Origin of the sequence: Nonomuraea sp. NPDC050783 (genome assembly GCF_040802095.1) — a bacterium.
Classification (GTDB): Bacteria; Actinomycetota; Actinomycetes; order Streptosporangiales; family Streptosporangiaceae; genus Nonomuraea.
The window spans coordinates 44,396-67,411 of the sequence record NZ_JBFAHK010000003.1; the positions used below are offsets into that span (position 1 = coordinate 44,396).

Sequence of the window (23,016 nt, forward strand, 5' to 3'; positions counted from 1 at the left end):
GCAACGGGTGACGCTACGGGACGTCGCCGACCAGCTGGGCCTGTCGGCGAACACCGTCTCCCGGGCACTGGCCGGGAAGGACCAGGTCAGCGAGAGCACCAGGGCGCGGGTGGCAGCCGAGGCCAAGCGGCTCGGGTACGTCCCGAACAGCCACGCCCGCTCGCTCGTGTCCGGCCGGACCATGGTCGTCGGCCTGGTCATCACCAACCCGTCCAACCCGTTCTACGCCGCGCTCATCTCCGCCGTCGAGCGGCAGTGCCGCGCGGGCGGCTACTCCGTGCTGCTCCTGGTGACCGAGGACTCCGCGGAGAACGAGCAACGCGCGGTGCAGGAGCTCCTCCGGTTCGGCGTGGACGGCGTGCTGGGCGTCGCCACCGAGTCCAGGAGCGACGTGTGGGACGGGCTCAAGGAGGCCAACATCCCAGTGGTGCAGCTCAGCCGTGACATCCCCGGCCGCGGGCTGGACTTCGTCGGCATCGACGTGGAGTCCGCCATCCGCGACGCGGTGGTCCGGGTCGCCTCGTCCGGCACTCGCCGGATCTGGCTGCTGGAGGAGGATCTGCGCGTCAGTACGGTCTCCGCCAGGATCGCCGGTTTCCGGCGCGCGCTCGACGACCTCGGGATCGCCCACGACCGCTCTCCCGTGCTGAAGGTGCCCACTCGCCGGACGAACGGCGCCAGCCTGCCCTGGCGGCCCGACGACGCCTACGCCCTGGCCGCCGGCCTGATCACCCCCGGCAACCACCCGGACCTGGTGATCACCGCCAACGACTACTTCGCCCTGGGCGTCTACCGTGCCCTCCGTGAGTGCGGCCTGGCCGTACCCGGCGACGTGCGCGTCCTCGGGTACGGCGACCATCCGTTCGCCGCCTACCTCGAGCCGGCCCTGACCACGATCCGGTTGCCGGCCGACGAGGTGGGCACCGCCGCGGTCGACCTCCTGCTGCGCCGGATCGTCGACCCGGACGGTCCCCGGGCCTGCATCCGGCTCCCCGCTGAACTGATCGAGCGCAGCTCAGCGCAGGGAGATCTCTGAGGTCTGATGCCGGTCGTCATACAACGTGCGCGTCTCGAAGAGGTGCATGGCGGTGGCTGCCAGCTCCCAGCTCAGCCAGTCGGCCCCCAGTGCGGCGCTCTGACGCACGGCGGCGAGGATCGCCGCGTGTTCGGCATCCACCCAGGCCAGCGGATCGTGACGAACGTCGCCATCGACACCCTGAGCCTTGGGCCACCCGCATGGGCTGTGGCCGTCCTGCGGACGGCGTTCATCCCGGCACAACTGGATGTGCGCCTGACGGGCCAGGGCCAGCCAGCCTCTCAAGGCGCGGAGCAGGGCGGCACGGCGATCGTCCTCGGCCTCGTCACGCTCGGCGCACTCCCGGGCGTAGACACGGGTCAGGTCATGGAAGCGGAACCGTGCCCGCCCGTGCGGGGAGCGCCGGGCGACGTCGAGCAGCCGGACGTCCACCAGCTCGGCCATGAGATCCTCGGCCTCGGTGCAGGACACGTCGAGCAGGGCGGCAGCCGCCCAGGTGGCGAAGTCCGGCGCGTCCAGCATCCCGAGCAGCCGGAACAGCCGCCGGGCTGGAGCCCGGAGGCGGCGGTAGCTCACCGCGAGACTGGCCCGCACCGCCTGGGAGCCGTGGCGGAGCTGGTCCAGGCGGGCCCGGGGGTCGCTCAGCCGGGTGACGAGCCGCGCCAGGTCCCAGTGCGGCCGCGCGGCGAGCCGGGCACCGGCGATGCGCATCGCCAAGGGCAGGCCACCGCACAGCCGCACCAGCACGTCGGCGTCCCGGGGCGCCCTGTCCGCGCGGTCGGCCCCGATCAGGCGCCGTAGGAGTTCCAGTGACTCGCCGGGGGACATCACGGGCAGCTCGATCAGCCGCGCCCCGGGCGGGAAGGTCAGCCGGTACCGGGATGTGACCAGCACCGCGCACTCCGGCGTGCCCGGCAGCAGTGGCTGTATCTGCCCCTCGTCGGCGGCGTCATCGAGCACGACCAGGTAGCGGCCGTTCGCCAGCATGCCCCGATACAACTCCGCACGCTCGTCGAGACCTGCGGGAACGGCCGCGCCGTCCATGCCGAGGGCACGCAGGAACCGCCCCAGTACCTCCCGCGGGTCCGTGGGGCGATCACCCGCGCCGTGCAAGTCGACGTAGAGCTGCCCATCGGAGAACACCTGCCGGACCTGATGGGCGACATGCACGGCGAGAGCCGTCTTTCCGACACCGCCCTGGCCGGAGACAACGCACGCGGGAACAGCCTTCTGCCCCGAAGCCGGGCGGAGCGCCTCGACCATCGCCGCCACCTCTGCCCGCCGGCCGACCAGCTCAGCGATGTCCGGCGGCAACTGGCACACGCCGCCACCCCCGCCGGCAGGGGACGACCCCTGCCCCGGGCAATCGCCGGCCGCCTCTCGCCCACGGCCAGGGCCCGGCTCGGCCGCCACGGGCTCCGGCATCGGCACGACTTCACCCTCCCGCCGCGGGTGGCCCAGGTCTTCCACGCGTCTCAGGCCGTTCGCCGGCGCCGGCTCATCCGCCGGCATGGCGCCGGACAGGAGGGCGGCATGGAGCCGTTGCAACTCCTCACCGGGCTCCACCCCCAGCTCCGCGACGAGCACCGAGCGAGCGCGCCGGAAGGACTCCAAGGCTCTGTCGCGTTGGCCGGCTCGTGCGTACGCGAGCATGAGAAGTCGCCAGGCGTGTTCGTTCAGCGGGTGCTCGGCGACGAACGGGCGGAGCTCTTCGATCACTTCTGCGGACTGGCCGAGAGCGAGCTCCACCTTGGCCCAGTCGAGTTTCACCGCGGCGAACCGCTCTTCGAGCTCGGCGACCTGGACGAGCATCGGGCCGGCGAGCCTGGTGCCTTCCGCGGGCGTGCCACGCCACATGTCAAGAGCTCGCCGGAACTGCCCGTTCGCAGCATGGAGCCGGCCTTGGACGACGTGGTCACGGGCATCCCGTGTCGCGGCCTGGAACTGGAGCAGATCCACCCGCTCGGCGTCGCACTCGAGGACGTATCCCGTCTCGTGGGTGAGCAGCCGGGGACCGGAGGGCAGTGCCCTGCGTACCTGGGCGACATACGTGTGCAGGTTCTTGACGGCCGAGGCGGGCGGGATCTCCCACAGCGCCGCTACCAGGCGCTCCTTCGACACCGGCGTGTTGACGTTGAGAAGCAGACTGGCGAGCACCGCGCGTGGCTTGCCGCTGAGATGAACCTGCCGCCCATCGGTCCCGCACACCTGCACCGGTCCCAGGACTTTGAGGATCACATCAGCCACATACGGTTCCTCTCAGTACATCGGTTCTCGGCGTCCGCATGGTGATCACAGTGCCTATCGCCGGCCGACACCGCGGAGACCTGCTTCGCGCCACGACGGTCATGCGGTGGAACGGGACTCGGGTCGGCCGGATGCCCTCCGATGGCGATGGCGTCCTTCCGTCACGCCCGGCCTGGCGCGGGCGGTCTTCGTCCCCTACTGGAGTCCCGCGTCCGAGCTGGTGAGGGCCACCTCTGGTGGGGCGGCCCTCACCAGGTCTTACCAGGCGAAGGGCACGCCGTACTCGGCGTAGACCTTCTGCTTGAGCTTCCACGCCGCAGGCTCGTAGGCGGCGTAGAAGTCCTTGCCGCACTCGAGGTCATCGAGCGCGGCCTTGATCTCCTTCTTCAGCAGCGGCTTGACCTGCGCCTCGGACACCTTCGGGAGCGGGAGCTCCTCCTCGCCCGCAGCGGTCACGCGCTGCTGGTCCGAAGTGGTCACCCCCTGCTTCTCGGCCATGTCCGTACGCGCCTCGATGATCTCCTTCCGCTTGGCCTCGGCCACGTCCGTCGGCTTGGCGGCCTTCTTGATCTTGAGGCAGGAGGCGAAGGACTTGCTCAGCTTCGCGAGCTTGACGTCCTTGTTCAGCTCCTCCTCCGCCTCGGCGATGGCGAGGTCGACCTGCTGCTCATAGTCCTCCTTGGAGGACACGTCCTTGTTGAGGACGGTCTTGACCGCCTTGACGAAGCACTGCTCCTGAGCGGCCTTGTACGCCTTCAGCTTCGCCGCGGGCAGGCTGTCGACGATCTTGTCGTTCGGGTGCTCCTTCGTCTCGGCCTCCTTCACCTCCGACCAGATGCCGAAGCCCTCCTCGGCCCGCAACTGCCGCATGGCCTTGACATCGCCGTTGAGCGCCTTGCGCTCCGTCTCCGTCCGCACCGACTTGACGATGTTGTCCGGCAGGTACTGAAGACCGGCCGCCTTCATGCACGACGCCTGTGCCTGCTCCAGCTTCACCGCGTTGCTGTAGGCCAGCTCGTACTCGGCCGACGGGGCAGTGGGGGCGACGGTCACAGCGACCGCCAGCAGGGCATTGACCAACATGGGTGGGTTTTCCTTCTTTTCTCGGGAACAACAGGAGACGGTCGGCAAACGCCTCGGCGACTCCGCTTCCCGGCAGAGTCATATTGCCCGACGGCGCCCGCATCCTGTGCGCACGCGACCGTCCAGAGGCCGTCCCTTACCTCGGCCATGCCGAGAGGGCAGATCTCTTGATCGCAGAGCTTCGTGGGCCGAACCTGAAAGCAGCCTGAAGGCACCTGAAGCGAGCTTCTGACAACGAGCCCATCGGGCGTCGGACCGAGTGCGCCCACAGGAGGCCGTCACCGGCCGTGGGGAGCGTCGGCCTCCTGTGGGGTCCGCGGGAAACAAGCAGGAAGACATGCGCCGGCCCCGGCGCCGTCATCATGCAGCCCGTGCAGGAGGGCGAGCTCTCCCTGGACGACCCAGCGGAGTGGCCTGCTGCCGACCGTCGGCGGGACAGAAGAGCCGGGGAACGGCTGGAACGGCTGGAACGGCTGGAACGGCTGGAACGGCGCCTGTTCATGCCCTTGAAGATGACGGCACCTACCTGCCCGCCAAGCCCACCCCGACCATCAAGGGACCGCACGGGCACGGCTACCACCCCGATGAGCAGGGCGAGCTGCGCGACACCGAGACTCCCCAGGCAGTGCTCTGCTCCACGCGTTGACACGCGATGACGCCCGGCCGAGGAGCGCCGGGCGGGGCCGGAACGGCATCATGCCCTGCACCGGAGTGGAGGATCTCCGGTGCAGGGCATGGCATGTCGGCTGCCTGACCGCGCCGCTGCGGTGTGGGTGTGGGTTCTGGTGGGCCTATTCGGTGACCATCATGCAGATGTGGGCGTCCTTGGAGGGGTTCGTCAGCGTGGGCGCGTCAACTTCGGACGGGACCGTCAGGTCGGACGCTCCCGACGAAGGCGTCAGCGTGGGCGCATCGGACGGCTCCCCATCCTGAGACGTCAGCGTGGGCGCGTCCGACGGCTCCCCATCCTGAGACGTCAGCGTGGGCGCGTCGGACGGCTCCCCATCCTGAGACGTCAGCGTGGGCGCGTCGGACGGGGCCGTGCCCTGAGGCGTGGCGGGCGTGAGCGACTCGGTCGTGAGCACGCCGTCCTCGCTCTGGATCACGTCGGTCCCCTCGTCGGGGCTGATGCGCGTCACCTTGCCGTCGGGCGAGATGAAGACTCCCTGCTTGGCGCCCTTCTTGAAGCCCTCTGGGATCGCGGAGGGCGTGGCGCCGGGCGTGACATAGGACGTGGCACTGGGCGTGGCACTGGGCGTGGCATAGGACGTGACATCGGGCGTGGCACCGGACGTGGCACCGGGCGTCGGGCAGGTGACCTGCGTGCCGACGGCCGGTGTGTGGTCGTCGGCCATCGCGGTGCCGGCCAGGCCGGCGATGGTGAGGACGGCGACCGTGCCGAGCACCGCGAGACGTCGTTGGGACATGCGATCTCCCTACCGAGAACAAGACCGTGATCAGCCAGATGCCGCCAAGAGTGCCCCGCCGTACCTGAAGCGACGCTGAAGAGAGCTCAACGCGTCTTCAGGATCGCTTCAGGTGCACCAGGGCAGGCTGGACGGTGTGCGAGTACTCCTGACAGAGAACGAGGAACGGCTGGACGGTCTGGTCAAGGGCGGGCCGGCGGACGAGGGTTTCGCGGTGGACGTGTTGCTCACCACCGAAGGGGGCCTCCGCGCCGGGGCCGAGGGCTCCCCGGCCAAGCCGTTCCCGTGCGTGGTGCTGGACGTGCCGTTCGGCAGGGCGACGCTGATCACGGTGCGGGGCGCCGGGTACCGGCTGGAGGCCGTGTGAGCCGGTGGAATCGGGTGGTGACCGGGCTGTCCTCCGTACGGGTGCGGGCCACCGCCGCCGCCACGCTCGTGGTGGCGCTGGCCCTCGGGCTGGCGACGCTGATCCTGGTACTGGCACTGCGCAGCACGCTGGAGGACAACGCGACCGCCGAGGCGGCCAGGAAGGCCGCGGCCGCGATACCGTACGCCAAGTCGATGGGGAGCTCCCCTAAGAGATCCGCACCGGCGGTGGCCGCCTACAAGGAGAGCTCGGTGCTCCTGCGCAACGGAGCGGTCGCCCAGGTCATCGATCCCGACGTCGCCCTGATCCAGGGCAAGGGCAAGGGCGAGGTCTCGGCATGGGCCGAACCCAGCCAGTACGCGGTCCTCCAGCTCACGGTGGAGACCGCGAACGGCCCCACCACCCTGGTGTCGCGCGTGTCGCTCGACGGCGTGCAGCGGGCGTTGCGGACGCTGTATCAGACCCTGCTGCCCGGGGTGCCGGCGCTGCTCGCCGTGGTCGCCGGGATGACGTGGCTGTCCGTGGGGCGGGCGCTCGGGCCGGTGGCGGCGATCAGGGCCAAGGTGGCCGACATCACGGCCCGCGACCTGCACCAGCGGGTGCCCGTACCGCGCTCCAAGGATGAGATCGCCGCGCTCGCGACCACCGTGAACGCCACGCTCGACCGGCTGGAGACGGCCGTGGAGCGGCACAAGCGGTTCGTCGCCGACGCCGCGCACGAGCTGCGCAGCCCCATCGCGACCCTGCGGGCCCGGCTGGAGCTGGCCGAATCGAGCAAGCTGACCAAGGAGGCGCTGGCCGACGTCGGGCGGCTGCAGTCACTGGCCGCCGATCTGCTCATGCTGGCCAAGCTGGACGCCGGCGAGCCGCTGCGCACGGCCGAGCTGGACCTGGGCCAGGTGGCCGCCGAAGCGGCGCTGCGCGCCAGGCGCCGGCCCGAGGTGCGGGTGGAGCTGGACGTCGAGCCCGACGTCGTGATGCAGGGGTCGAGCGCCCACCTCTACCGCCTGGTGACGAACCTGGCCGACAACGCCGTCCGGCACGCCGCCTCCACCGTACGCGTGCGCGTGGCCGCCGAGGACGGGCACGCCGTGCTGGAGGTGTCGGACGACGGGCCCGGCATCCCGCCCGATCAGCGCGAGGCGGTCTTCGGCCGGTTCACCCGGCTCGACGAGGCCCGCGCCAGGGACGCGGGCGGCGCCGGGCTCGGCCTGCCCATCGCACGCGACATCGCGCACCTGCACGACGGGTCACTCGTCTACGACGACCGCGGGTTCGTCGCCCGGTTCCCCCTGCACGAGGCGTAAGGCGCAAGGCACGAGGCGTAAGGCGCAAGTTCGCGTTGCGCCGGGTGATCGCCCGCGGATCGCCGGAGCCCGCACTGTGCGTGGCGGGAGGCCGGGCTGAGGCCGGCCTCCCGCATCCTTCGCCCGCACGGCGAGGAATCGCAGCGCGGGCCGCGCCCCCGCAGGCCGGGGACGCGCGATCTCTCCTACCGGCTCCACACGCAGGTGAGGTGGACGGCGCGGTTCTTCGCGTGCTTGCCCTTGGCCTTCAGCACCTGGGCGGGCAGCCTCCTGGGCGGGACGTTGATCGACAACTGGTTCTCCGGCACGACGACGACGCCGTCCTCGACGACGGTCTCCGCCTGCTCGCGCGCGATGACTCCCTCCTCGATCAGCTCGGCCACCTTGGCCTTGGACAGCTTCACGAGCCTGCCGTCGCTCGTCCGGCACGTCAGCCTGCCCTGGAACACGACATGCTTCTCGTGCGGCTTGACGTGCACGTCGCCGGGCCGGCCGGGCCCCGGAACCGGACCGCCGGCGGCCTGCGCGGCGCCGGCCGTGCCGGCGAGCACGCCGCCGAGCCCGAGCGTAACGGTGGTGACGACTATCGCGAGACGTCGCTTCAACATGGGTTTCCTCCCGAGACGATTGAACAGTCTCGAGAATGACCCGCCGCACCTGAAGCGAGCCTTAAGACAACCGAAGAGATCTTCAGGCGCGGGACCTCAGCCGGCGAGCGGCAAGCCCGGCCTCGGCCGGGTTTCAGCTCTTGACGGTGAGATAGATGCGCAGTTTCGCCGACGGATTCACGCCCGTCACCGTGCCACGCAACCGCAGCCATTGACCGAACTGGCCGACCGGCCAGGTCACCAGGCCGGGGCCGGTGACGACCTGCTCGTCGCCGTCGAGGTCGCACCAGGTCAGGCCGTCGGGTGAGATCTGGGTGACCAGCCGCACCGAGACGCCGTCGCCGGACGCCGCAAGGATGTGCACGAACCACCGCGCCTCACCGGCCCACGCCACCTCGTACGGCTCTGTCGCGAAGTCGGAGACGAACGTCGTGTCCCGTTCGAGAACCGCCGTCTGCACCTGCCGCATAAACGTCACCACTCCGTGGAAATGAGTACCGAATCGAGGAACAGGAAATTGCGGACCGTCGAATGGGTCCGTACCGAGAAGTAAAAGTTCAGCAGGTTCTCCAGGGAGTCGTAGCGCTCCTTGTACGGCGGGACCGGCACTTCGGACATGTCCATGATCCGGTCGTTGACCTGCAGCTCGACGTTACGTCTGGCGGCGGTGTCGATGACCCAGCGCAGGTAGTGCCAGTTGACCTTGGTGGGCACCTCGTTGTAGCAGAGTTCCTGGGGCTCGCCGAACGGGCGCCAGTCCTTGGGGTCGGGTGCGGTGAAGTCGGCCCCGTAGGCCAGTTCGACCTTGCCTTCGAGGTGCTCACGCGGCGTCGGTTCTGGCACGATCGGGTACACCCACTGCCGGGACAACGTGTTGTCCAGCGTGGTGTTCAGGTAGCGGGCCACCGTGTGGTAGCGCAGGCCGCCGTCGCCGCACAGGTCGGTCGCCACGGTGAAGCAGCCGAACTGCGCTTCCGACGGGTGCAGGTTGCCGTCCCAGGTGATGTCCCCGAACCGGTCGCCGGCGCTGCCGTCGATGGTCGCCTCGGCCTTGTAGGTGAAGTACGCCTCGATCTGCAGCAGGCCGCGCCCGCTCATGGTGAGCCGCCGGATGGCGGTGGCGGTGTGTCCCCGGTAGGCGCGGGTGGCCAGTTTGAGCGCGTACGACCCCGTCATCGCGCCGTGGGTGCCGACATCGAAGAACGTGCAGTTCGAGAGCTGGGGCGGGCGGAAGTCCCGCATGTGGTCATCGACCGTGGACAGATCGCCATTGCCGTTGTAGTTGCCGAGCAGCTCGGTCCAGCCGTGGCTTCCGGAGTTGAAGTCGTCGTAGGCCAGAATACGCCGAAGCGGTGCGAACTTCGACAATCTCGGATCCGCCGCCAGAATTGCGGCGCGAAGTTCCGCGGCCAGATCGGGCCGCTCCATCATGGTCATACCGAAAGGCTCCCGAGAAAGGTGGAGGCAATACAGAACGGCGAATGTCCACGCCTGACCCATCCGCTGGAGTGAGTCGCGCGTCAAATTCGGACATTAACGTTAATGCAAGGCCACCGTCAACCGTCCGGCAGCCGGTGCGGGCGGACCCCGCCTCGGGCCGAGCCGCTTCGACACGTAGTTTTCCCAGTTCAAGCCCAGTGTGTACGAGCCACCGAGCGAGCCTTCCGGCAAAATTCGCCGGCCGGAGCTTGACGGCCAGGACCCCCGCCCCTAGCATCAGCGAACAGTCACATTAACGTTAATGTCGCAGGCCGCCGGCACACCGCTCGCCAGCGGCTGACGCGGCCCGCCTCCTCCGGAAATCGCCTCTCCAGGGCCGGCCCGGATGTCGGCCCTTCTCCACCCTCAAGCCGTCACCGCCAGACGTTCACGGCGTCATGGCTCATCCAGGAGTTGCCTGGCGATGCTGAAACGGGACGCCGACCGACCACGATCGGATCGGCCATGACCGCGTACTTCATTCGACGCGCACTGTTCGCCGTCTTCGTGCTGTGGGGCGCCGTGACCCTGGTGTTCCTGGTGCTCCGGCTGGTCCCCGGCGATCCGGCCCAGCTCATTCTCGGCTCCGACGCCACCCAGGAGGAGATCGCCCGGCTACGCGACCAGATGGGCCTGAACCGCCCCGTCATGGTGCAGTACGGGATCTATCTCAGCGATGTGGTCCGGTTTGATTTCGGCGCTTCCTACCGCTATCACGGTGACGCCCTGGGGCTGGTGGTGGACAGGTTTCCGCTCACCCTCCAGCTCGCCGTCGTGGCGATGGTGATCGGGCTGGTGCTCGGGATCTCGCTCGGCGTGGTCGGCGCGCTGCGGGTGAACCGCCTGGCCGACCGTGTGGTGTCGGTGTTCGCGCTGCTCTCGCAGTCCATGCCGTCGTTCTGGATCGGGATCATGTTCATCCTGGTGTTCGCCAGGCAGCTGCACTGGCTGGCCAGCGGGGGGCACGGCAGCCTGGACCGGCTGATCCTGCCCGGGGTCACCCTCGCCCTGCCGCTGATCGCCGTCCTGATCCGGCTGACCCGCAGCGGCCTGCTCGACGTCGTGCACGAGAACTACGTGCAGACCGCGCGGGCCAAGGGCCTGCCCGAGCGGCTGGTCATCTTCGTGCACGCCATCCGCAACGCGCTCATCCCGATCGTGACGGTGGCCGGTCTGGAGTTCGGCAAGCTGCTCGGCGGCGCGGTGATCGTCGAGACGGTCTTCTCCTGGCCCGGCGTCGGGCGGCTGCTCATCGACTCCATCTCGGCCCGTGACTACAACGTGGTCCAGGCCGCGATCCTGCTGATCGCCGGCGGTTTCGTGCTGATCAACCTGGTCGTGGACGTCCTGTACGGCTACCTCGACCCGCGCATCCGGCTGGGACGGTGACGATGGACACGCCGACGGAGAACGTCCTGACAAAGACCGCCGCACCCCCGGCCGGCGACGCCGTCCGCCCGGCGGCGGGCAGGACCAGGATCAGGATCGGGCGGGTGCGCATCATCGCCTCGTTGTCGGTGATCGCCCTCTACGTGGCCGCCGCGATCATCGGGCCGATCCTGCTGACGTACGACCCGGTCGCCACCGACCTCGGCTCCCGGCTGAAACCGCCCGGCACCCTGTTGCCGAACGGGCACACCGCGATCTTCGGCACGGACCAGGTCGGTCAGGACGTGCTCGCCCAGATGACGCAGGGCGCGCGGGTGTCGATCACCGTCGGCGTGGCGACCCTGGTGCTGGCGGGTGTCATCGGCGTCGCCGCCGGTGTCGCGGCGGGGTACTTCGGCGGATGGCCGGACATGGTCCTCATGCGGCTGGCGGACATCCAGCTCACCTTCCCGTCGATCCTGCTGGCCGTCTTCATCGCCTCGATCCTCGGGCCCAGCGTGGTGAACGTCGTCATCGTCCTTTCCATCTCCAACTGGGTGACGTTCGCCCGGGTCACCCGCAGCCAGGTGCTCGGGCTCAAGAGCCGGGACTTCGTCGACGCCACCCGCACGCTCGGCGCACGGACCTGGCACCTGCTGATCCGCGGCATCCTGCCTTCCATGGCGGCTCCGATCCTGGTGGTCGCGACCGTGGAGCTGGGGCACGTGATCCTGGCCGAGGCGTCCTTGAGCTTCCTCGGTCTCGGCACCCCGTCCAGCACGCCGAGCTGGGGCCTGACCATCGCCAACGGACGGGACTACCTGTCCAACGCGTGGTGGATCTCGACGATCCCCGGCATCGGCCTGGCCGCCCTGGTGATCGGTTTCGGCGTGCTGGGCGACGCGCTGCGCGACCGGTTCGACCCGCGGCTGAGGAGCATGTGATGGGCGGCCCGCTGTTGTCAGTACAGGACCTCACGGTACGGTTCCGGACCCGGGCGGGGACCGTGACCGCCGTCGATCGGGTGAGCTTCGATCTGGCCGAAGGGGAGACCCTGGCCATCCTGGGCGAGACCGGCAGCGGCAAGAGCGTCACCGCCCAGGCCCTGATGGGGCTGGTCCCGCGACCGGCGGGACAGGTGAGCGGCGGCCGGATCGTCTATGACGGCACGGATCTGCTGTCCCGGCCGCGATCCGAGACCCGCCGGCTCAACGGGACCGACCTGGCCATGGTCTTCCAGGACCCGCTCAGCTCCCTCAACCCGGTCTTCCGGGTCGGCGCGCAGATCGGCGAGCTGTTCCGGCGCCGCCGTGGCGTCTCCCGTCCCGAGGCGCGGCGCAGGACGATCGAGCTGATGGACCGGGTGGGCATCCCCGCGGCCGCCCGCAGGGTCGACGACTATCCGCACCAGTTCTCCGGCGGCATGCGGCAGCGGGTGATGATCGCGATGGCGATCGCCCTCCAGCCCCGCGTGCTCATCGCCGACGAACCCACCACCGCTCTGGACGTCACGGTCCAGGCGCAGGTCCTGGCGTTGCTCGCCGAGCTCAAGGCGGAGCACCGCATGGCGATGATCCTCATCAGCCACGACCTCGGCGTGGTGGCGGGCGTCGCCGACCGGGTCATGCTCATGTACGCCGGCCGGGTGGTGGAGACCGGCGGGCTGCGCGAGGTCTACGAGAGGACCGGGCATCCGTACACGCGCGGCCTGATGGCCTCGATCCCGGCGCTGGACGGCCCGCGGGAACGGCTGACGCCCATCAAGGGCTCGCCGCCGGACCTGACGCGGCAGCCCGCGAGCTGCCCGTTCCAGCCCCGGTGTGACTTCGCCACCGACATCTGCGGCGCCGAGCGGCCCGAACTGCTGCCGGTGCCCGCCCGGCCCGGGTCGCATCGGGCCGCCTGCCACCACGCGAAGGAGGTCGCCGCCGATGTCGTCCCCGGCTGAGCCGCTGCTGTCGGTCAGAGACCTGCACACCAGCTTCCCGGTCCGCTCCACCCTGCTGCGGCGCAGGGTGGGCGCCGTCCAGGCCGTCTCGGGCGTCTCGTTCGACCTGCCCGCGGGCCGGACGCTGGGCCTGGTCGGCGAGTCGGGATCGGGGAAGACGACGCTGGCGCGGACCGTCATCGGGCTGGCGCCGCCGGAGTCCGGCCAGGTGCTTCTCGACGGCCAGGACCTGCTGACCCTGCCCGGGGCCGACCTGCGGCAGGCGCGCCGGCAGATCCAGATGGTCTTCCAGGATCCGTACGCCTCGCTCAATCCCCGGCTCACCGTCGAGCAGATCATCAGCGAGGCCTGGCTCGTCAACCCCGGCGTGGTCCCCCGCGACCGGTGGGCCGCCGAGGTCAGGGACCTGCTGGCCAGGGTCGGGCTGAACCCCGACCACGCCGGCCGGTACCCGCACCAGTTCTCCGGCGGGCAGCGCCAGAGGGTCGGCATCGCGCGAGCCCTGGCGCTGCGGCCGCGGCTGGTGATCTGCGACGAGGCGGTGTCGGCGCTGGACGTCTCGGTGCAGGCGCAGGTGCTGAACCTGCTCGTGGACCTGCAGGAGGAGCTGGGGCTCAGCTTCCTGTTCATCGCCCACGACCTGTCCGTGGTGCGGCACATCAGCGACGAGGTGGCGGTGATGTACCTCGGAAAGGTCGTGGAGACGGGAACGACGGCGCAGATCTTCGCCGCTCCCGTGCACCCGTACACCCAGGCGTTGTTGTCCGCGGTGCCGGTGCCGCGCCCCTGGGCGGCGCCGCGGCGGCGGCAGATCATCCTCACCGGCGACATCCCGTCGCCCGTGTCGCCGCCGTCGGGCTGCCGGTTCAGGACCCGGTGCTGGAAGGCGCAGGATCGGTGCGCCACGGAGGAGCCCGCTCTGGCCGACCGGCTGGGCGGGCACGCTTCCGCGTGCCACTTTCCCGAGCTGCCCGCCTCGTCGGCGGTGCCGCGGTGAGCGGCCGGGTCCGGCTCGTCCTCGTCCGGCACGGCGAGTCGGTGTGGAACGTCGAGGAGCGCTATCAGGGGCAGGCCGACTCGGGGCTGACCGCCGCCGGTCGCGAGCAGGCCGAGGCGGCCGCGGCCGCACTCCTGGCCCGTTTCGGGACGCCCGATCTGGTCGTCGCGAGCGACCTGCCGCGGGCCGGGGACACGGCGCAGGCGTACCTGCGCCACCTCGGCATCGAGGCCCGGCAGGATGCCCGGTTGCGCGAGGCCGACGTCGGCACCTGGGCCGGCCGGCCCTTCACCGAGATCGCCGGGGAGCACCCGGACGTGCTCGCGTCGGCCGCCCGCGGGGAGGACGTGCGGCGCGGCGGTGGCGAGACGTTCGCCGAGCTGCGCCGCCGGGTGTGGCAGGCACTCGTCGACGCCGCGGGCACGGTGGCCGGCGGCGCGACCGTCGTCGTGTTCACCCACGGCGGCCCCATCCGGGTGGCCGCCGCCGCGGCACTGCGCCTGCCGGTGCCCGGCCACCTCGGCTTCGCCCCACCGGTGAACGCCTCGCTGACGGTCATCGGCTACGCGGGCGAGCGGTGCGCCAACTCGGTGGTCGAGTACAACGCGCCGACCGCATGGGCCGCGCGGGCCGCGCGCGCCGACTGAATCGGAAGGACCAGCATGCTGACCGGATCGTTCACCTTCGTGGCGATGACCTACAACCTGTGGGGCGACTGGCATCTGGAGCAGCGGGAGCCGGCGATCCGCGACCTGTTCCAGACCCGGCCGCCCGATCTCCTGGCGACCCAGGAGCTTCGCCCCCGCTCGCGCGCCGTGGTGGACGAGACGCTGTCCGGACACGCGCGGGTGCACGACGACTTCCCCGGGTGGGCGGCGCAGAGCAACCTGTGGTGGCGGCGGGAGCTGTTCGACCTCGTGGAGTACGGAGCGCACGACGTCGGCATCCTCGACGCGGGCGCCCGGTTGTTCTGGGTGCGGCTGCGGCCGCGCGCCGGTGGCGTGGCGCCCCTGGTGTTCTCCACCGCGCACCTGACGTGGCCGGGCCACGCGCGGGAGCAGGCCGATGGCCGCAACCTGCGCACCGGGCAGGCGGAGCGGGTGGCCGCGGCGCTGGACGAGATCGCCGGCGACCAGGCGTGCCTGTTCACGGTGGACATCAACGACATCGGGCAGCCGTTGTGGGTGCTCGGCAACAGCGGCTTCCTCGACTCGTTCACCGCGTTGGGGCGCACGTCGCCGGTCACGCACCCGGTGTCGCCGCTGCCGTTCGTCACCGGACGCGGGACGCGCCTGTCGCCGCTGGGATCCCCGTCCAAGGCCATCGACTGGATCTTCTCCCGTGGCCCCGTCACGACCCGGGCCAGCGAGGTCGTCGACTTCTTCTCGGCAGGCAACGCCCCGTCGGACCATAAGCCCGTCGCGGCGACCTTCACCCTTCCGGCCGAGACGGCCTGAGATCAGAAGGAGATTGGCAATGTTCGCACGATCCCGGGCCAGGGGCTGCCTCGTCGCGGTCGCCCTGGTGATCGGCCTCACGGCCTGCGGCGGCCCCGGCGGCTCCGGCGGCTCCGCGGGCGAGGAGCGGGTGCTGCGTTACGCGCCGCAGTTGTTCCCCGTGTCGCTCGACGTCCAGCAGTACCCGGCGGAGGAGGCCGTCCAGACCGCCGTCCAGCAGGGGCTGGAGACGCTCACGGCCATGAAGGACGGGCAGCCGGCCCCGAAGCTGGCCACGTCGTGGGAAAGCCCCGACCCGAAGACGTGGGTGTTCCACCTTCGCGACGGGGTGACCTTCAGCGACGGCAGGCCCTTCACCGCCAGGGACGTCAAGGGGTCCGTGGAACGGCTGGTCAGCCTCAAGGGGCCGCTGGCCCCGTTGCTGGCCTCCATCACCGGCATCGACGCCACCGACGACCACACGGTGACGTTCCACACCTCGGCGCCGCTGGGCACCCTGCCCAGCACCCTGTCCCTGGTGTTCATCGGCCAGGGCGACAAGGTCACCAGCGACGCGTACTGGCGGAAACCGATCGGCACCGGGCCGTTCACGTTCGACTCGTTCAGCCCCGACGACAAGGTGGAGTTCAGCCGCAACGACACGTACTGGGGCGCCAAGGCCAAGGTGGCGAAGCTGGAGATCCTCAACATGCCGGAGATCTCGGCCCGGATCACCGCGCTGAACAACGACGAGGTGGACGTGCTCGCCTCGATCCCGCCGGACCAGGTGGCCGAGGTGTCGGGCGTGGACGGGATCAGGTACGGGACCGGCCCGAGCTTCAACTACTACTTCATCTGGTTCAACCAGAACAACAAGCCGTTCGACGACGTCAGAGTCCGCCAGGCCATGGTGCACGCGATCGACGTCAGGAGCATCGTCGGCGACCTGTTCGGGGACCTCGGCACGGTGGCCCGGTCGCCGGTCACCCAGGCGGTCTTCGGATCGGCCGAGCTCGAACCGTACTCCTACGATCCCGCCCTGGCCAGGAAGCTGCTCGCCGAGGCCGGGTACCCCGACGGCATCACCACCACGATCCAGTGGCCGCTGGCGGGCGGGCCGAACATCAGGGCCCTGGCGCAGGCGTTCATCTCGGCCTGGGAAAAGGCCGGCATCAAGGTGCGGCCACAGGAGAAGGAGCGGGCGACCTGGCTCAAGGACTTCGGCGCGCTCAAGTGGGACATGAACCTGCAGACCAACACCACGGGCACCGGTGACGCCGACTTCACCCTGAACCGGCTGTACACCTGTGAGGCCAAGCGGATGGGCTACTGCAACAAGGAGCTGGACTCGATCCTGGCGAAGGCGCGCGGATCGCTGGACCAGGACGAGCGCAAGGCGCTGTACGCCCAGGCCGACAAGATCATCTGGGAGGACGCGGTCGGCATCTTCCCGGTGGATCTGAAGAACAACTACGCCGTCCGCGACAACGTCAAGGGACTGGAGATGCCGGTCAGCGGACGGCCGGACTTCTCGCAGGTGTCCGTCGGATAGCGCCCTCCACCCACCCTCGGCACAAGGAACCACCCCATGCCTCGAATCCGTCCCCTCCGCCCTGCCGTACTGGCCGGCCTTGCCGCCTTGACCCCCTTGTCCGCGCAGACGATCAACGTTTCCGCCGCGCAGGCCACCGCCCTGCCGGAGCCCGCCCGCAGCGCCTGCCGCAACGCCGCCGACGTACCGGTCGAGACCGGCGCCGACGAGTCGGCCACGTCGTGGGTGCACGTCTGCGGCCACATGAGCCCGGAAGGCAGCACCACCTCCTGCCAGGGCACCAAGGGCATGCACAACAAGTTCTCGCTCTTCTCGCAGACCGGCGGCCGGCGCGACGTCGTCGTCCAGGCCTCGGACAACCTCACCGACGTCAACTCCACCAGCTACTGGAACAATCGCGATCGTGGACCGGCTCGCGGCGCCGGCGTCGGCGGGATGCCAGGTACGCGTCGTGCACGGCCCGGCCGACGACGCGGTGGCCGCCGCGCTGGACGCCGCCGGTGTGCAACGGCGGGTGCTCGACGGCTCGACCCCCGCCGGCAGCACCGCGCTCAGCCCGGGGTACCCGCCCACCGTGACGCGCTCGCCGACCGCCAGGCCGACACCATGCCGGGCGTGGTCGCGTGCTCATCCCGGCGGTCCGGGCGACCCGAGCAGGGCGGCCGGCGCCTCCCGCATGATCAGGTCGACGACGTCGCGTCCCAGCCGACGTTCGAGACGCGGCAGGAAGGACCGGCCGAGCACGTCCATCCCAGGCGCTCCCCCATAGGCGCGGAGCATGGAGCGGCGGCCGACGTCCGTGCCCAGGCAGAGGTGATCGGCCAGCCCAGCGCCCGCCATGCCTTCGACGAGGTCGAGGATGCGCGTGTCCGGCCCGTACTTGATCCGGCCCACGGTGTCGTAGACGAGGTAGGCGCCGCGCGAGACCAGCTCGCGGTGCAGCTCCAGGTCCGGGTTGCGGTCGAGATGGCACAGCAGGACTCGTGGGGCGGCGACGCCCAGTTCGGCCAGCCTGTCGAGGATCTCGTGGCCCGCCGTGCCCGTCTCGCAGTGCACGGCCACCGGCACCCCGGTTCGCACGGCGGCCTGCGCGCCCGCCCGGAACCAGCGGTCCTCGTCGGCCGTGATGCGCTGATAGGAGGCGCCGAGCTTCACGATCCCGGCACGGACGGTCGTCGGCACGGGGCGCGGGCCCGCCCAGTCACGCCCGTCGATGCCGCTGGTGAGGTCGGTGAGCACGATGTCGAGGAGCAGGTCGTCGGGGACCTCGCGGGCCCAGTGGGAGGCGGGGTAGTGGGCCGAGCGGTGGTAGCCCGTGGCCGCCACGACGTGCAGCCCCGACGCGACGGACAGCTCGGCCAGCTCGGCCGGGCGGCGGCCCAGGCCGATGGGCGTCAGGTCCACGACGGTGCCGATGCCGCTGGCCCGGACCCGCGTCGCCTCGGCCGTGGACCTCGCCGCGTCCATGAACTCGTCGCCGGGCAGCGCCGGGGTGCGCAGGAACAGGTGCTCGTGCGCGTCGACGTAGCCGAGTTCCGCGGCGGCCACCGGTCCGAGGACCGTCATGACCTCGCTCACGTCAGATCCTCCGCTCGCTAGCGCGCCAGCGTGACGTGGAAGACGAACTCGTCTCCCAGGTAACGCGTCTGGGTCTTCTCCAGGGGCTGGCCGTTCTGGTTGACGATCAGCCGTTCCTCGACGAGCAGCGCCGCGCCCGGCTCGACCTGGAGCAGCTCGGCGTCCTCCGCGCCGGCGTTGACGGCGACGAGGGTGCCGGTGGCGCTGGTGGGGATCTCGCCGAGGGTGCGCAGCGCCTCGTGCAGCGAGCTGTGCTCGAGGTCCTCGTTCAGCACGGCGCTGCAGGACATGGGCAGGACGACGTTCTCGATGGCCACGGGTCTGCCGTCGGCCAGCCGCAGCCGGCGGACGTGCGTCACCGTCGAACGCGGGGCCAGATGAAGCGCGGCCAGCTCGTCGGCCGTGCCGGCGCGCAGCTCGGCCGACAGCACGCGGGAGCCCGCGACCGCGCCGCGCCGCGCCATCTCCTCGGTGAACGAGCGCAGCCGCGCCATGTCGCGGTGCACCTTCGGCTCGGCGACGAAGGTGCCGACGCCGGGCACCCGGTAGATGAGCCCCTCGTCGACCAGGCGCTGCGCGGCCTGCCGCACGGTCATCCTGCTGACGTTGAACAGGGCGGACAGCTCGGAGTCGGACTCGACGGCGTCGCCGGGGCGGAGGTTGGCGATGCGACTACGCAGGTGTCGCTCGACGGCCTGATGCCGAGGAATCGATTTGCGCGTCATGGCCGCCCCATAGCTGCTCGTCCACGAATCATGCGGGCCAGTCTAGACGGGTTGCCGTGGCCACAAGACCCCTTGACGAAGCCCGGATCCGAAAGCTACCTTCAGGCACCAGTCTAGACAGGTTATACCGGTCGATACGGGAGCTTGAGCGTGGACGAAGAAAGCGCTGTTCTCGGCGTGGACGTCGGCGGCACTCAGATCAAGTGGGTGCTCTGGTCCCCCGGCGCGGGAGTGCTCGACCACGGCGAGCTGCCGACGCCGCGCTCGGGCCCGCCCGCCGTGCTGTCCGCGGTCGCCGAGCTGGTCGGCGGCGGCAAGGCCGGGACCGCCGGAGTGGCGGTGCCCGGGCACCTGACCGACGATCTGCGTGCCGTCCGCCTCCTGCCGAACCTGCCCGGCCCGTGGGAAGGGCTGCCCTTCGCAGCGGAGCTGGAGTCCAGGACCGGTGTGCGCGTGCGGCTCGTCAACGACGCGCGGGCCTTCGCGCTGGCCGAGCTCAAGCTCGGGGCGGCGAGGGGGTGGCAGGACGTCCTGTTCGTGACGATGGGCACGGGCATCGGCGGCGCGCTCGCGCTCGGCGGGCGCGTCCTGCGGGCCGGCGGCGACCGTGTGGGCGAGCTGGGGCACATGATCTGCCGCCCTGGCGGGCCCGCGTGCGGCTGCGGCTCCCAGGGCTGCCTGGAGGCCGTCGCGGGCGGCTCCGCGCTGGTCACCGCGGTACGCGCCGGCGGCGGCCGGGCCGGGACCCCGGAGGAGGTGGTCCGCGAAGCCGAGCGATCCGACGGTCTGGAGCGGTCGGTCCTGGAGACCGCCGGCAGCGCGCTCGCGCTGGTCCTGGGCAACGTCGTCGCCTACTCGGGCGTCTCGGCCGTCGTCATCGGCGGTGGAGTGGCGCCTGCCTTCACGTTCATGAGGCCGGCCGTCGAGGCGGAGCTGGCCACCCGCGTGCGGCTGGTGGGACGGGTGGATCTTCGCCTGGCCGAGCTGGGCTCCGGAGCCGGCGCACTCGGAGCCGCCCTTGCCGCGGCGCCCCGTGCGCCTCACTCGACCAACGGAGACATCTGATGACTTTGAGCTGGATTTCCGCGGCCATGAAGGTGCTGGAGGAGGTCCAACGCACGCAGGAGGACGCCCTCGCGCGGGCGGCGGAGTTGGCGGCGCGCTCGATCGCCCGTGACGGGGTCGTGTACGCCTTCGGCACCGGCCACTCCCGGATGCCCGTGGAGGAGATCTTCCCTCGCTACGGATCGTTCCCGGGATTCCATCCCATCGTCGAGCTGTCGATGACCTTCCACAACCAGGTCGTCGGCGCCAACGGGCAGCGCCAGGCCATGTTCATCGAGCGCGTCGAGGGGCTCGCCGGCCAGATCCTGGCCAACTTCCGGCTCCGGCCGCAGGACAGCCTGATGGTCTTCAGCGTCAGCGGCCTGAACGCCGTCCCGATCGAGATGGCGATGGGCGCCAGGCAGGCCGGCCTTCCCGTGATCGCCGTGACCTCCCTCGCCGAGACGCACGCGAGCCCGGCCCGCCACCCGAGCGGGACCCGTCTGGCCGACCACGCGGACGTCGTGATCGACCTGTGCTCGCCGGTCGGCGACGCGCTGTGCCCCGTGGACGGGGTGGCCGAGCCGATCGGCCCGGTCAGCACGCTCACCGCCGTGGCGGTCGTCAACGAGATCAAGGTGCGCTCGGCCCGCCTGCTGGCCGCCGACGGCGGCGTCCCGCCGGTCATCACCAGTTCCCGGCTGGTGGGTGACGCGCGCAGCTCCGAGCTGTTCGAGGCGGCCTATCACGACTTCGCCCGGCGCGCGGCCGCGGCGCTGCGCGGAGCCGGTGAGGAGGTGGGCGATGCGGGTTCTCGTGGCCGGTGACCAGGGGGGCATCGGCAGGGCGTGCGCCGAGTCCGTCCGGGAGTCGGGCGGCCGGGTGTACGGCGTGGACGCCGGCACGACGGACGTCACCCTTCCCGGCGGTGCGGAGGCGGCCGTCGAGCAGGCGCGCGAAGCGCTCGGCGGGCTCGACGGCGTCGTCCACGCGATCGGCATGTCGGGCCGCCGGCTCGGTGACGGCCGCGTCGCCGAGTGCACCGACGAGGCGTGGGCGGAGACTCACCGGGTCAACCACGAATCCGTCTTCCGCCTGCTGCGGGCCTCGATCCCGAGGCTGGGGCGCGGCGGCTCCGTCGTGATCGTGGGCTCGGCGCTGGCCACGTCCCTGGACCGGGATTTCCGCACCGTGGCGTACGCCAGCGCGAAGGGCGCGCTGATCCCTCTGGTGCGCTCGGCGGCCTATGACGCCGCGCCGGCGGGGGTCCGGGTGAACCTGGTGGCCGCCGGGCTGGTGGACACCCCCATGGCCAGGCGCGCGCTGGAGTCCGAGCGGATCGTGGCGCGGATGGCCGAGCTGATGCCGCTCGGCGGCACGCCGTGCACGCCGCAGGAGGTCGCGGACGCCGTGACCTGGCTGCTGTCGCCCGCGGCCGGCCGGACGACCGGCGCGGTCGTCCCCGTGGACGGGGGGTGGCATCTGCGATGAGGGAGCTCTGGGAGGGCGACGTCGTGGTCGTCGGCGGCGGGTCGGCCGGGTGCGCCGCCGCGGTCGCCGCGGCGCGTTCCGGCGCGCGTACCCTGCTCGTGGAGGCCGCCGGGTTCCTCGGCGGCACCGGCGCGGCCGTGCTCGACACGTTCTACGGCTTCTATGCCCCCGGTCGCGCCGACCGGGTGGTCGGCGGGATCGGCTGGGAGCTGTGCGAGCGGCTGCTGGGCTGGGAGCAGGCGTTCGAGCGGCCCAACACCTACGGCGCGGGCACCGGCGTGACGTACGAGCCGGAGGCGCTCAAGCTGGCCTGGGACGAGCTGACCGGCGAGGCGGGCGTCGAGACGCTCCTGCACGCCACGGCCTGCCGGGTCGTCATGGACGGCGACCGGATCGCCGGGCTCGTCGCCGAGACCAAGGCGGGCAGCGGGCGGATCACCGCCACCGTGTTCGTGGACGCCAGCGGCGACGCCGAGATCGCCTGGCGGGCCGGCGCCGCGGTGGAGCGGCCCGACGGCGAGCAGCGGGTGCAGCCGCTGACCGCCACCTTCCGGCTGGGCGGCGTGGACCTGACGGCGACGCCCACGGCGGAGTTGCACCGGCTGATGCGCGAGGCCGCGGAGTCCGGCGCGTACGCGTTGCCGCGGACCGAGGGCTCGGCCCACCGCACGGTGTCGCCGGGCGTGGTGCACACGAACATGACCCGCGTCAGCGACGTCAACCCGCTGGACCCCTGGGAGTTGTCCGAGGCCGAGCGGGAGGGCCGTCGCCAGGTCCGCGAATACGTGCGCTTCCTGCGCGAACGCGTCCCCGGCTACGAGCGGGCGTACCTGATGGGCGTCTCCACCCGCATCGGCGTGCGCGAGAGCCGCCGGCTGATCGGCCGCCACGTGCTGACCCGCGACGACGTGCTGTCCGGCCGCCGCTTCCCGGACGAGATCGCCCAGTGCGGCGCGCCCATCGAGGACCACGCCGCCGGCTCCTCGACGATCTGGCGCTACGTCGGCGGCGAGCCGGCCGGGCTGACCTACGGCGTGCCGTACCGGTCCCTGCTGCCCCAGGACGTCGTGGGGCTGCTCGTCGCGGGGCGGTGCCTGTCGGCCACCCACGACGCGCACGCCTCGGTCCGGTCGATGGCGCAGTGCATGGCCATGGGACAGGCGGCGGGGACGGCCGCGGCCATCGCGGCCGGGTCCGGCCGGCCGCCCGCCGACATCGACGTGGCCGAGCTCCGCACCGCGCTGGAAACCGGCGGCGCGCTGCTCGACCGGCCCTATTCCGCTCACGTGGACGGGAGATTTCCGACGTGATCATCCATTGTCC

General features: G+C 71.1%; 22 protein-coding genes. 14 read left to right on the top strand and 8 right to left on the bottom strand.

The window, feature by feature from the left end; genetic code table 11:
• Positions 1–7 precede the first annotated feature (7 nt).
• Entirely contained in the window at positions 8–1,036 is a 1,029-nt protein-coding gene (locus AB0H75_RS08335; RefSeq protein WP_367792512.1) for a LacI family DNA-binding transcriptional regulator, read from the top strand.
• On the opposite strand, the gene AB0H75_RS08340 is transcribed toward AB0H75_RS08335, so the two are convergent.
• The 3 genes from AB0H75_RS08340 to AB0H75_RS08350 form a co-directional block, all read right to left on the bottom strand.
• Positions 1,016–3,283, bottom strand: coding sequence for a BTAD domain-containing putative transcriptional regulator (locus AB0H75_RS08340; protein ID WP_367792515.1), 2,268 nt, complete (start codon positions 3,281–3,283; stop codon positions 1,016–1,018). The two genes, AB0H75_RS08335 and AB0H75_RS08340, sit on opposite strands and share 21 nt — an antisense overlap.
• A 258-nt stretch (positions 3,284–3,541) precedes the next feature.
• Positions 3,542–4,366 (bottom strand): hypothetical protein, encoded by an 825-nt coding sequence (locus AB0H75_RS08345; protein ID WP_367792518.1) that lies wholly within the window; start codon positions 4,364–4,366, stop codon positions 3,542–3,544.
• Between the two features lie 791 nt (positions 4,367–5,157).
• Positions 5,158–5,793: a hypothetical protein gene (locus AB0H75_RS08350; RefSeq protein WP_367792521.1), complete on the bottom strand. Its 636-nt coding sequence runs from the start codon at positions 5,791–5,793 to the stop codon at positions 5,158–5,160.
• Positions 5,794–5,929: 136 nt separating this feature from the next.
• On the opposite strand from AB0H75_RS08350, the gene AB0H75_RS08355 reads away from it, so the two are divergent.
• On the top strand, positions 5,930–6,160 hold the full coding sequence (locus AB0H75_RS08355) for a hypothetical protein (RefSeq protein WP_367792524.1): 231 nt from the start codon (positions 5,930–5,932) through the stop codon (positions 6,158–6,160).
• Positions 6,157–7,467, top strand: coding sequence for an ATP-binding protein (locus tag AB0H75_RS08360; RefSeq protein ID WP_367792526.1), 1,311 nt, complete (start codon positions 6,157–6,159; stop codon positions 7,465–7,467). Before AB0H75_RS08355 ends, AB0H75_RS08360 begins: the two co-directional genes overlap by 4 nt.
• A gap of 185 nt (positions 7,468–7,652) precedes the next feature.
• Here AB0H75_RS08360 and AB0H75_RS08365 read toward each other — a convergent pair whose 3' ends face one another.
• The 3 genes from AB0H75_RS08365 to AB0H75_RS08375 all read right to left on the bottom strand — a co-directional run bounded on the left by AB0H75_RS08365 (position 7,653) and on the right by AB0H75_RS08375 (position 9,512).
• The gene (locus tag AB0H75_RS08365) at positions 7,653–8,075 is read right to left on the bottom strand and encodes a hypothetical protein (protein WP_367792529.1); all 423 of its coding nucleotides are present in this window, start codon (positions 8,073–8,075) and stop codon (positions 7,653–7,655) included.
• Positions 8,076–8,208: 133 nt separating this feature from the next.
• The gene (locus AB0H75_RS08370; RefSeq protein ID WP_367792531.1) at positions 8,209–8,544 is read right to left on the bottom strand and encodes a hypothetical protein; all 336 of its coding nucleotides are present in this window, start codon (positions 8,542–8,544) and stop codon (positions 8,209–8,211) included.
• A gap of 5 nt (positions 8,545–8,549) precedes the next feature.
• Positions 8,550–9,512: a DUF6772 family protein gene (locus tag AB0H75_RS08375; RefSeq protein ID WP_367792534.1), complete on the bottom strand. Its 963-nt coding sequence runs from the start codon at positions 9,510–9,512 to the stop codon at positions 8,550–8,552.
• A gap of 507 nt (positions 9,513–10,019) precedes the next feature.
• Between AB0H75_RS08375 and nikB the strand changes: the two genes are divergently transcribed.
• The 7 genes from nikB to AB0H75_RS08410 are packed head-to-tail and all read left to right on the top strand — an operon-like array spanning position 10,020 to position 16,855.
• A complete protein-coding gene (gene nikB, locus AB0H75_RS08380; RefSeq protein ID WP_367792537.1) occupies positions 10,020–10,943 on the top strand; it encodes a nickel ABC transporter permease in 924 nt (307 codons plus the stop codon).
• Between the two features lie 2 nt (positions 10,944–10,945).
• Positions 10,946–11,866, top strand: a complete 921-nt coding sequence (locus AB0H75_RS08385; protein WP_367792540.1) for an ABC transporter permease — start codon at positions 10,946–10,948, stop codon at positions 11,864–11,866.
• Positions 11,866–12,870 carry an ABC transporter ATP-binding protein gene (locus AB0H75_RS08390; RefSeq protein WP_367792543.1) on the top strand — a complete coding sequence of 335 codons (1,005 nt, stop codon included), beginning with the start codon at positions 11,866–11,868 and terminating at the stop codon, positions 12,868–12,870. Before AB0H75_RS08385 ends, AB0H75_RS08390 begins: the two co-directional genes overlap by 1 nt.
• Positions 12,854–13,867: an ABC transporter ATP-binding protein gene (locus AB0H75_RS08395; protein ID WP_367792546.1), complete on the top strand. Its 1,014-nt coding sequence runs from the start codon at positions 12,854–12,856 to the stop codon at positions 13,865–13,867. Before AB0H75_RS08390 ends, AB0H75_RS08395 begins: the two co-directional genes overlap by 17 nt.
• Entirely contained in the window at positions 13,864–14,514 is a 651-nt protein-coding gene (locus AB0H75_RS08400) for a histidine phosphatase family protein (RefSeq protein ID WP_367792549.1), read from the top strand. The genes AB0H75_RS08395 and AB0H75_RS08400 overlap by 4 nt, the downstream gene beginning before the upstream one ends.
• 15 nt (positions 14,515–14,529) lie before the next feature.
• Positions 14,530–15,324 carry a hypothetical protein gene (locus tag AB0H75_RS08405; protein ID WP_367792552.1) on the top strand — a complete coding sequence of 265 codons (795 nt, stop codon included), beginning with the start codon at positions 14,530–14,532 and terminating at the stop codon, positions 15,322–15,324.
• 19 nt (positions 15,325–15,343) lie between these two features.
• The gene (locus tag AB0H75_RS08410) at positions 15,344–16,855 is read left to right on the top strand and encodes an ABC transporter substrate-binding protein (RefSeq protein ID WP_367792554.1); all 1,512 of its coding nucleotides are present in this window, start codon (positions 15,344–15,346) and stop codon (positions 16,853–16,855) included.
• 627 nt (positions 16,856–17,482) lie between these two features.
• Here the strand turns inward: AB0H75_RS08410 and AB0H75_RS08415 are convergent.
• Entirely contained in the window at positions 17,483–18,433 is a 951-nt protein-coding gene (locus AB0H75_RS08415) for a phosphotriesterase (RefSeq protein ID WP_367792557.1), read from the bottom strand.
• 17 nt (positions 18,434–18,450) lie between these two features.
• Positions 18,451–19,158 carry a GntR family transcriptional regulator gene (locus AB0H75_RS08420; RefSeq protein ID WP_367792559.1) on the bottom strand — a complete coding sequence of 236 codons (708 nt, stop codon included), beginning with the start codon at positions 19,156–19,158 and terminating at the stop codon, positions 18,451–18,453.
• A 150-nt stretch (positions 19,159–19,308) separates the two neighbouring features.
• Here AB0H75_RS08420 and AB0H75_RS08425 point away from each other — a divergent pair, with 150 nt between their 5' ends.
• Genes AB0H75_RS08425 through AB0H75_RS08440 form a run of 4 tightly spaced genes read left to right on the top strand, consistent with a single transcriptional unit; the run spans position 19,309 to position 23,003 of the window.
• Positions 19,309–20,223 (top strand): ROK family protein, encoded by a 915-nt coding sequence (locus AB0H75_RS08425; RefSeq protein WP_367792562.1) that lies wholly within the window; start codon positions 19,309–19,311, stop codon positions 20,221–20,223.
• Positions 20,223–21,029, top strand: coding sequence for a sugar isomerase domain-containing protein (locus AB0H75_RS08430; protein ID WP_367792565.1), 807 nt, complete (start codon positions 20,223–20,225; stop codon positions 21,027–21,029). The genes AB0H75_RS08425 and AB0H75_RS08430 overlap by 1 nt, the downstream gene beginning before the upstream one ends.
• Complete coding sequence (locus AB0H75_RS08435) at positions 21,007–21,693, top strand: SDR family oxidoreductase (RefSeq protein ID WP_367792568.1); 687 nt, start codon at positions 21,007–21,009, stop codon at positions 21,691–21,693. Before AB0H75_RS08430 ends, AB0H75_RS08435 begins: the two co-directional genes overlap by 23 nt.
• Entirely contained in the window at positions 21,690–23,003 is a 1,314-nt protein-coding gene (locus AB0H75_RS08440) for an FAD-dependent oxidoreductase (protein WP_367792571.1), read from the top strand. The genes AB0H75_RS08435 and AB0H75_RS08440 overlap by 4 nt, the downstream gene beginning before the upstream one ends.
• Positions 23,004–23,016: the final 13 nt, after the last annotated feature.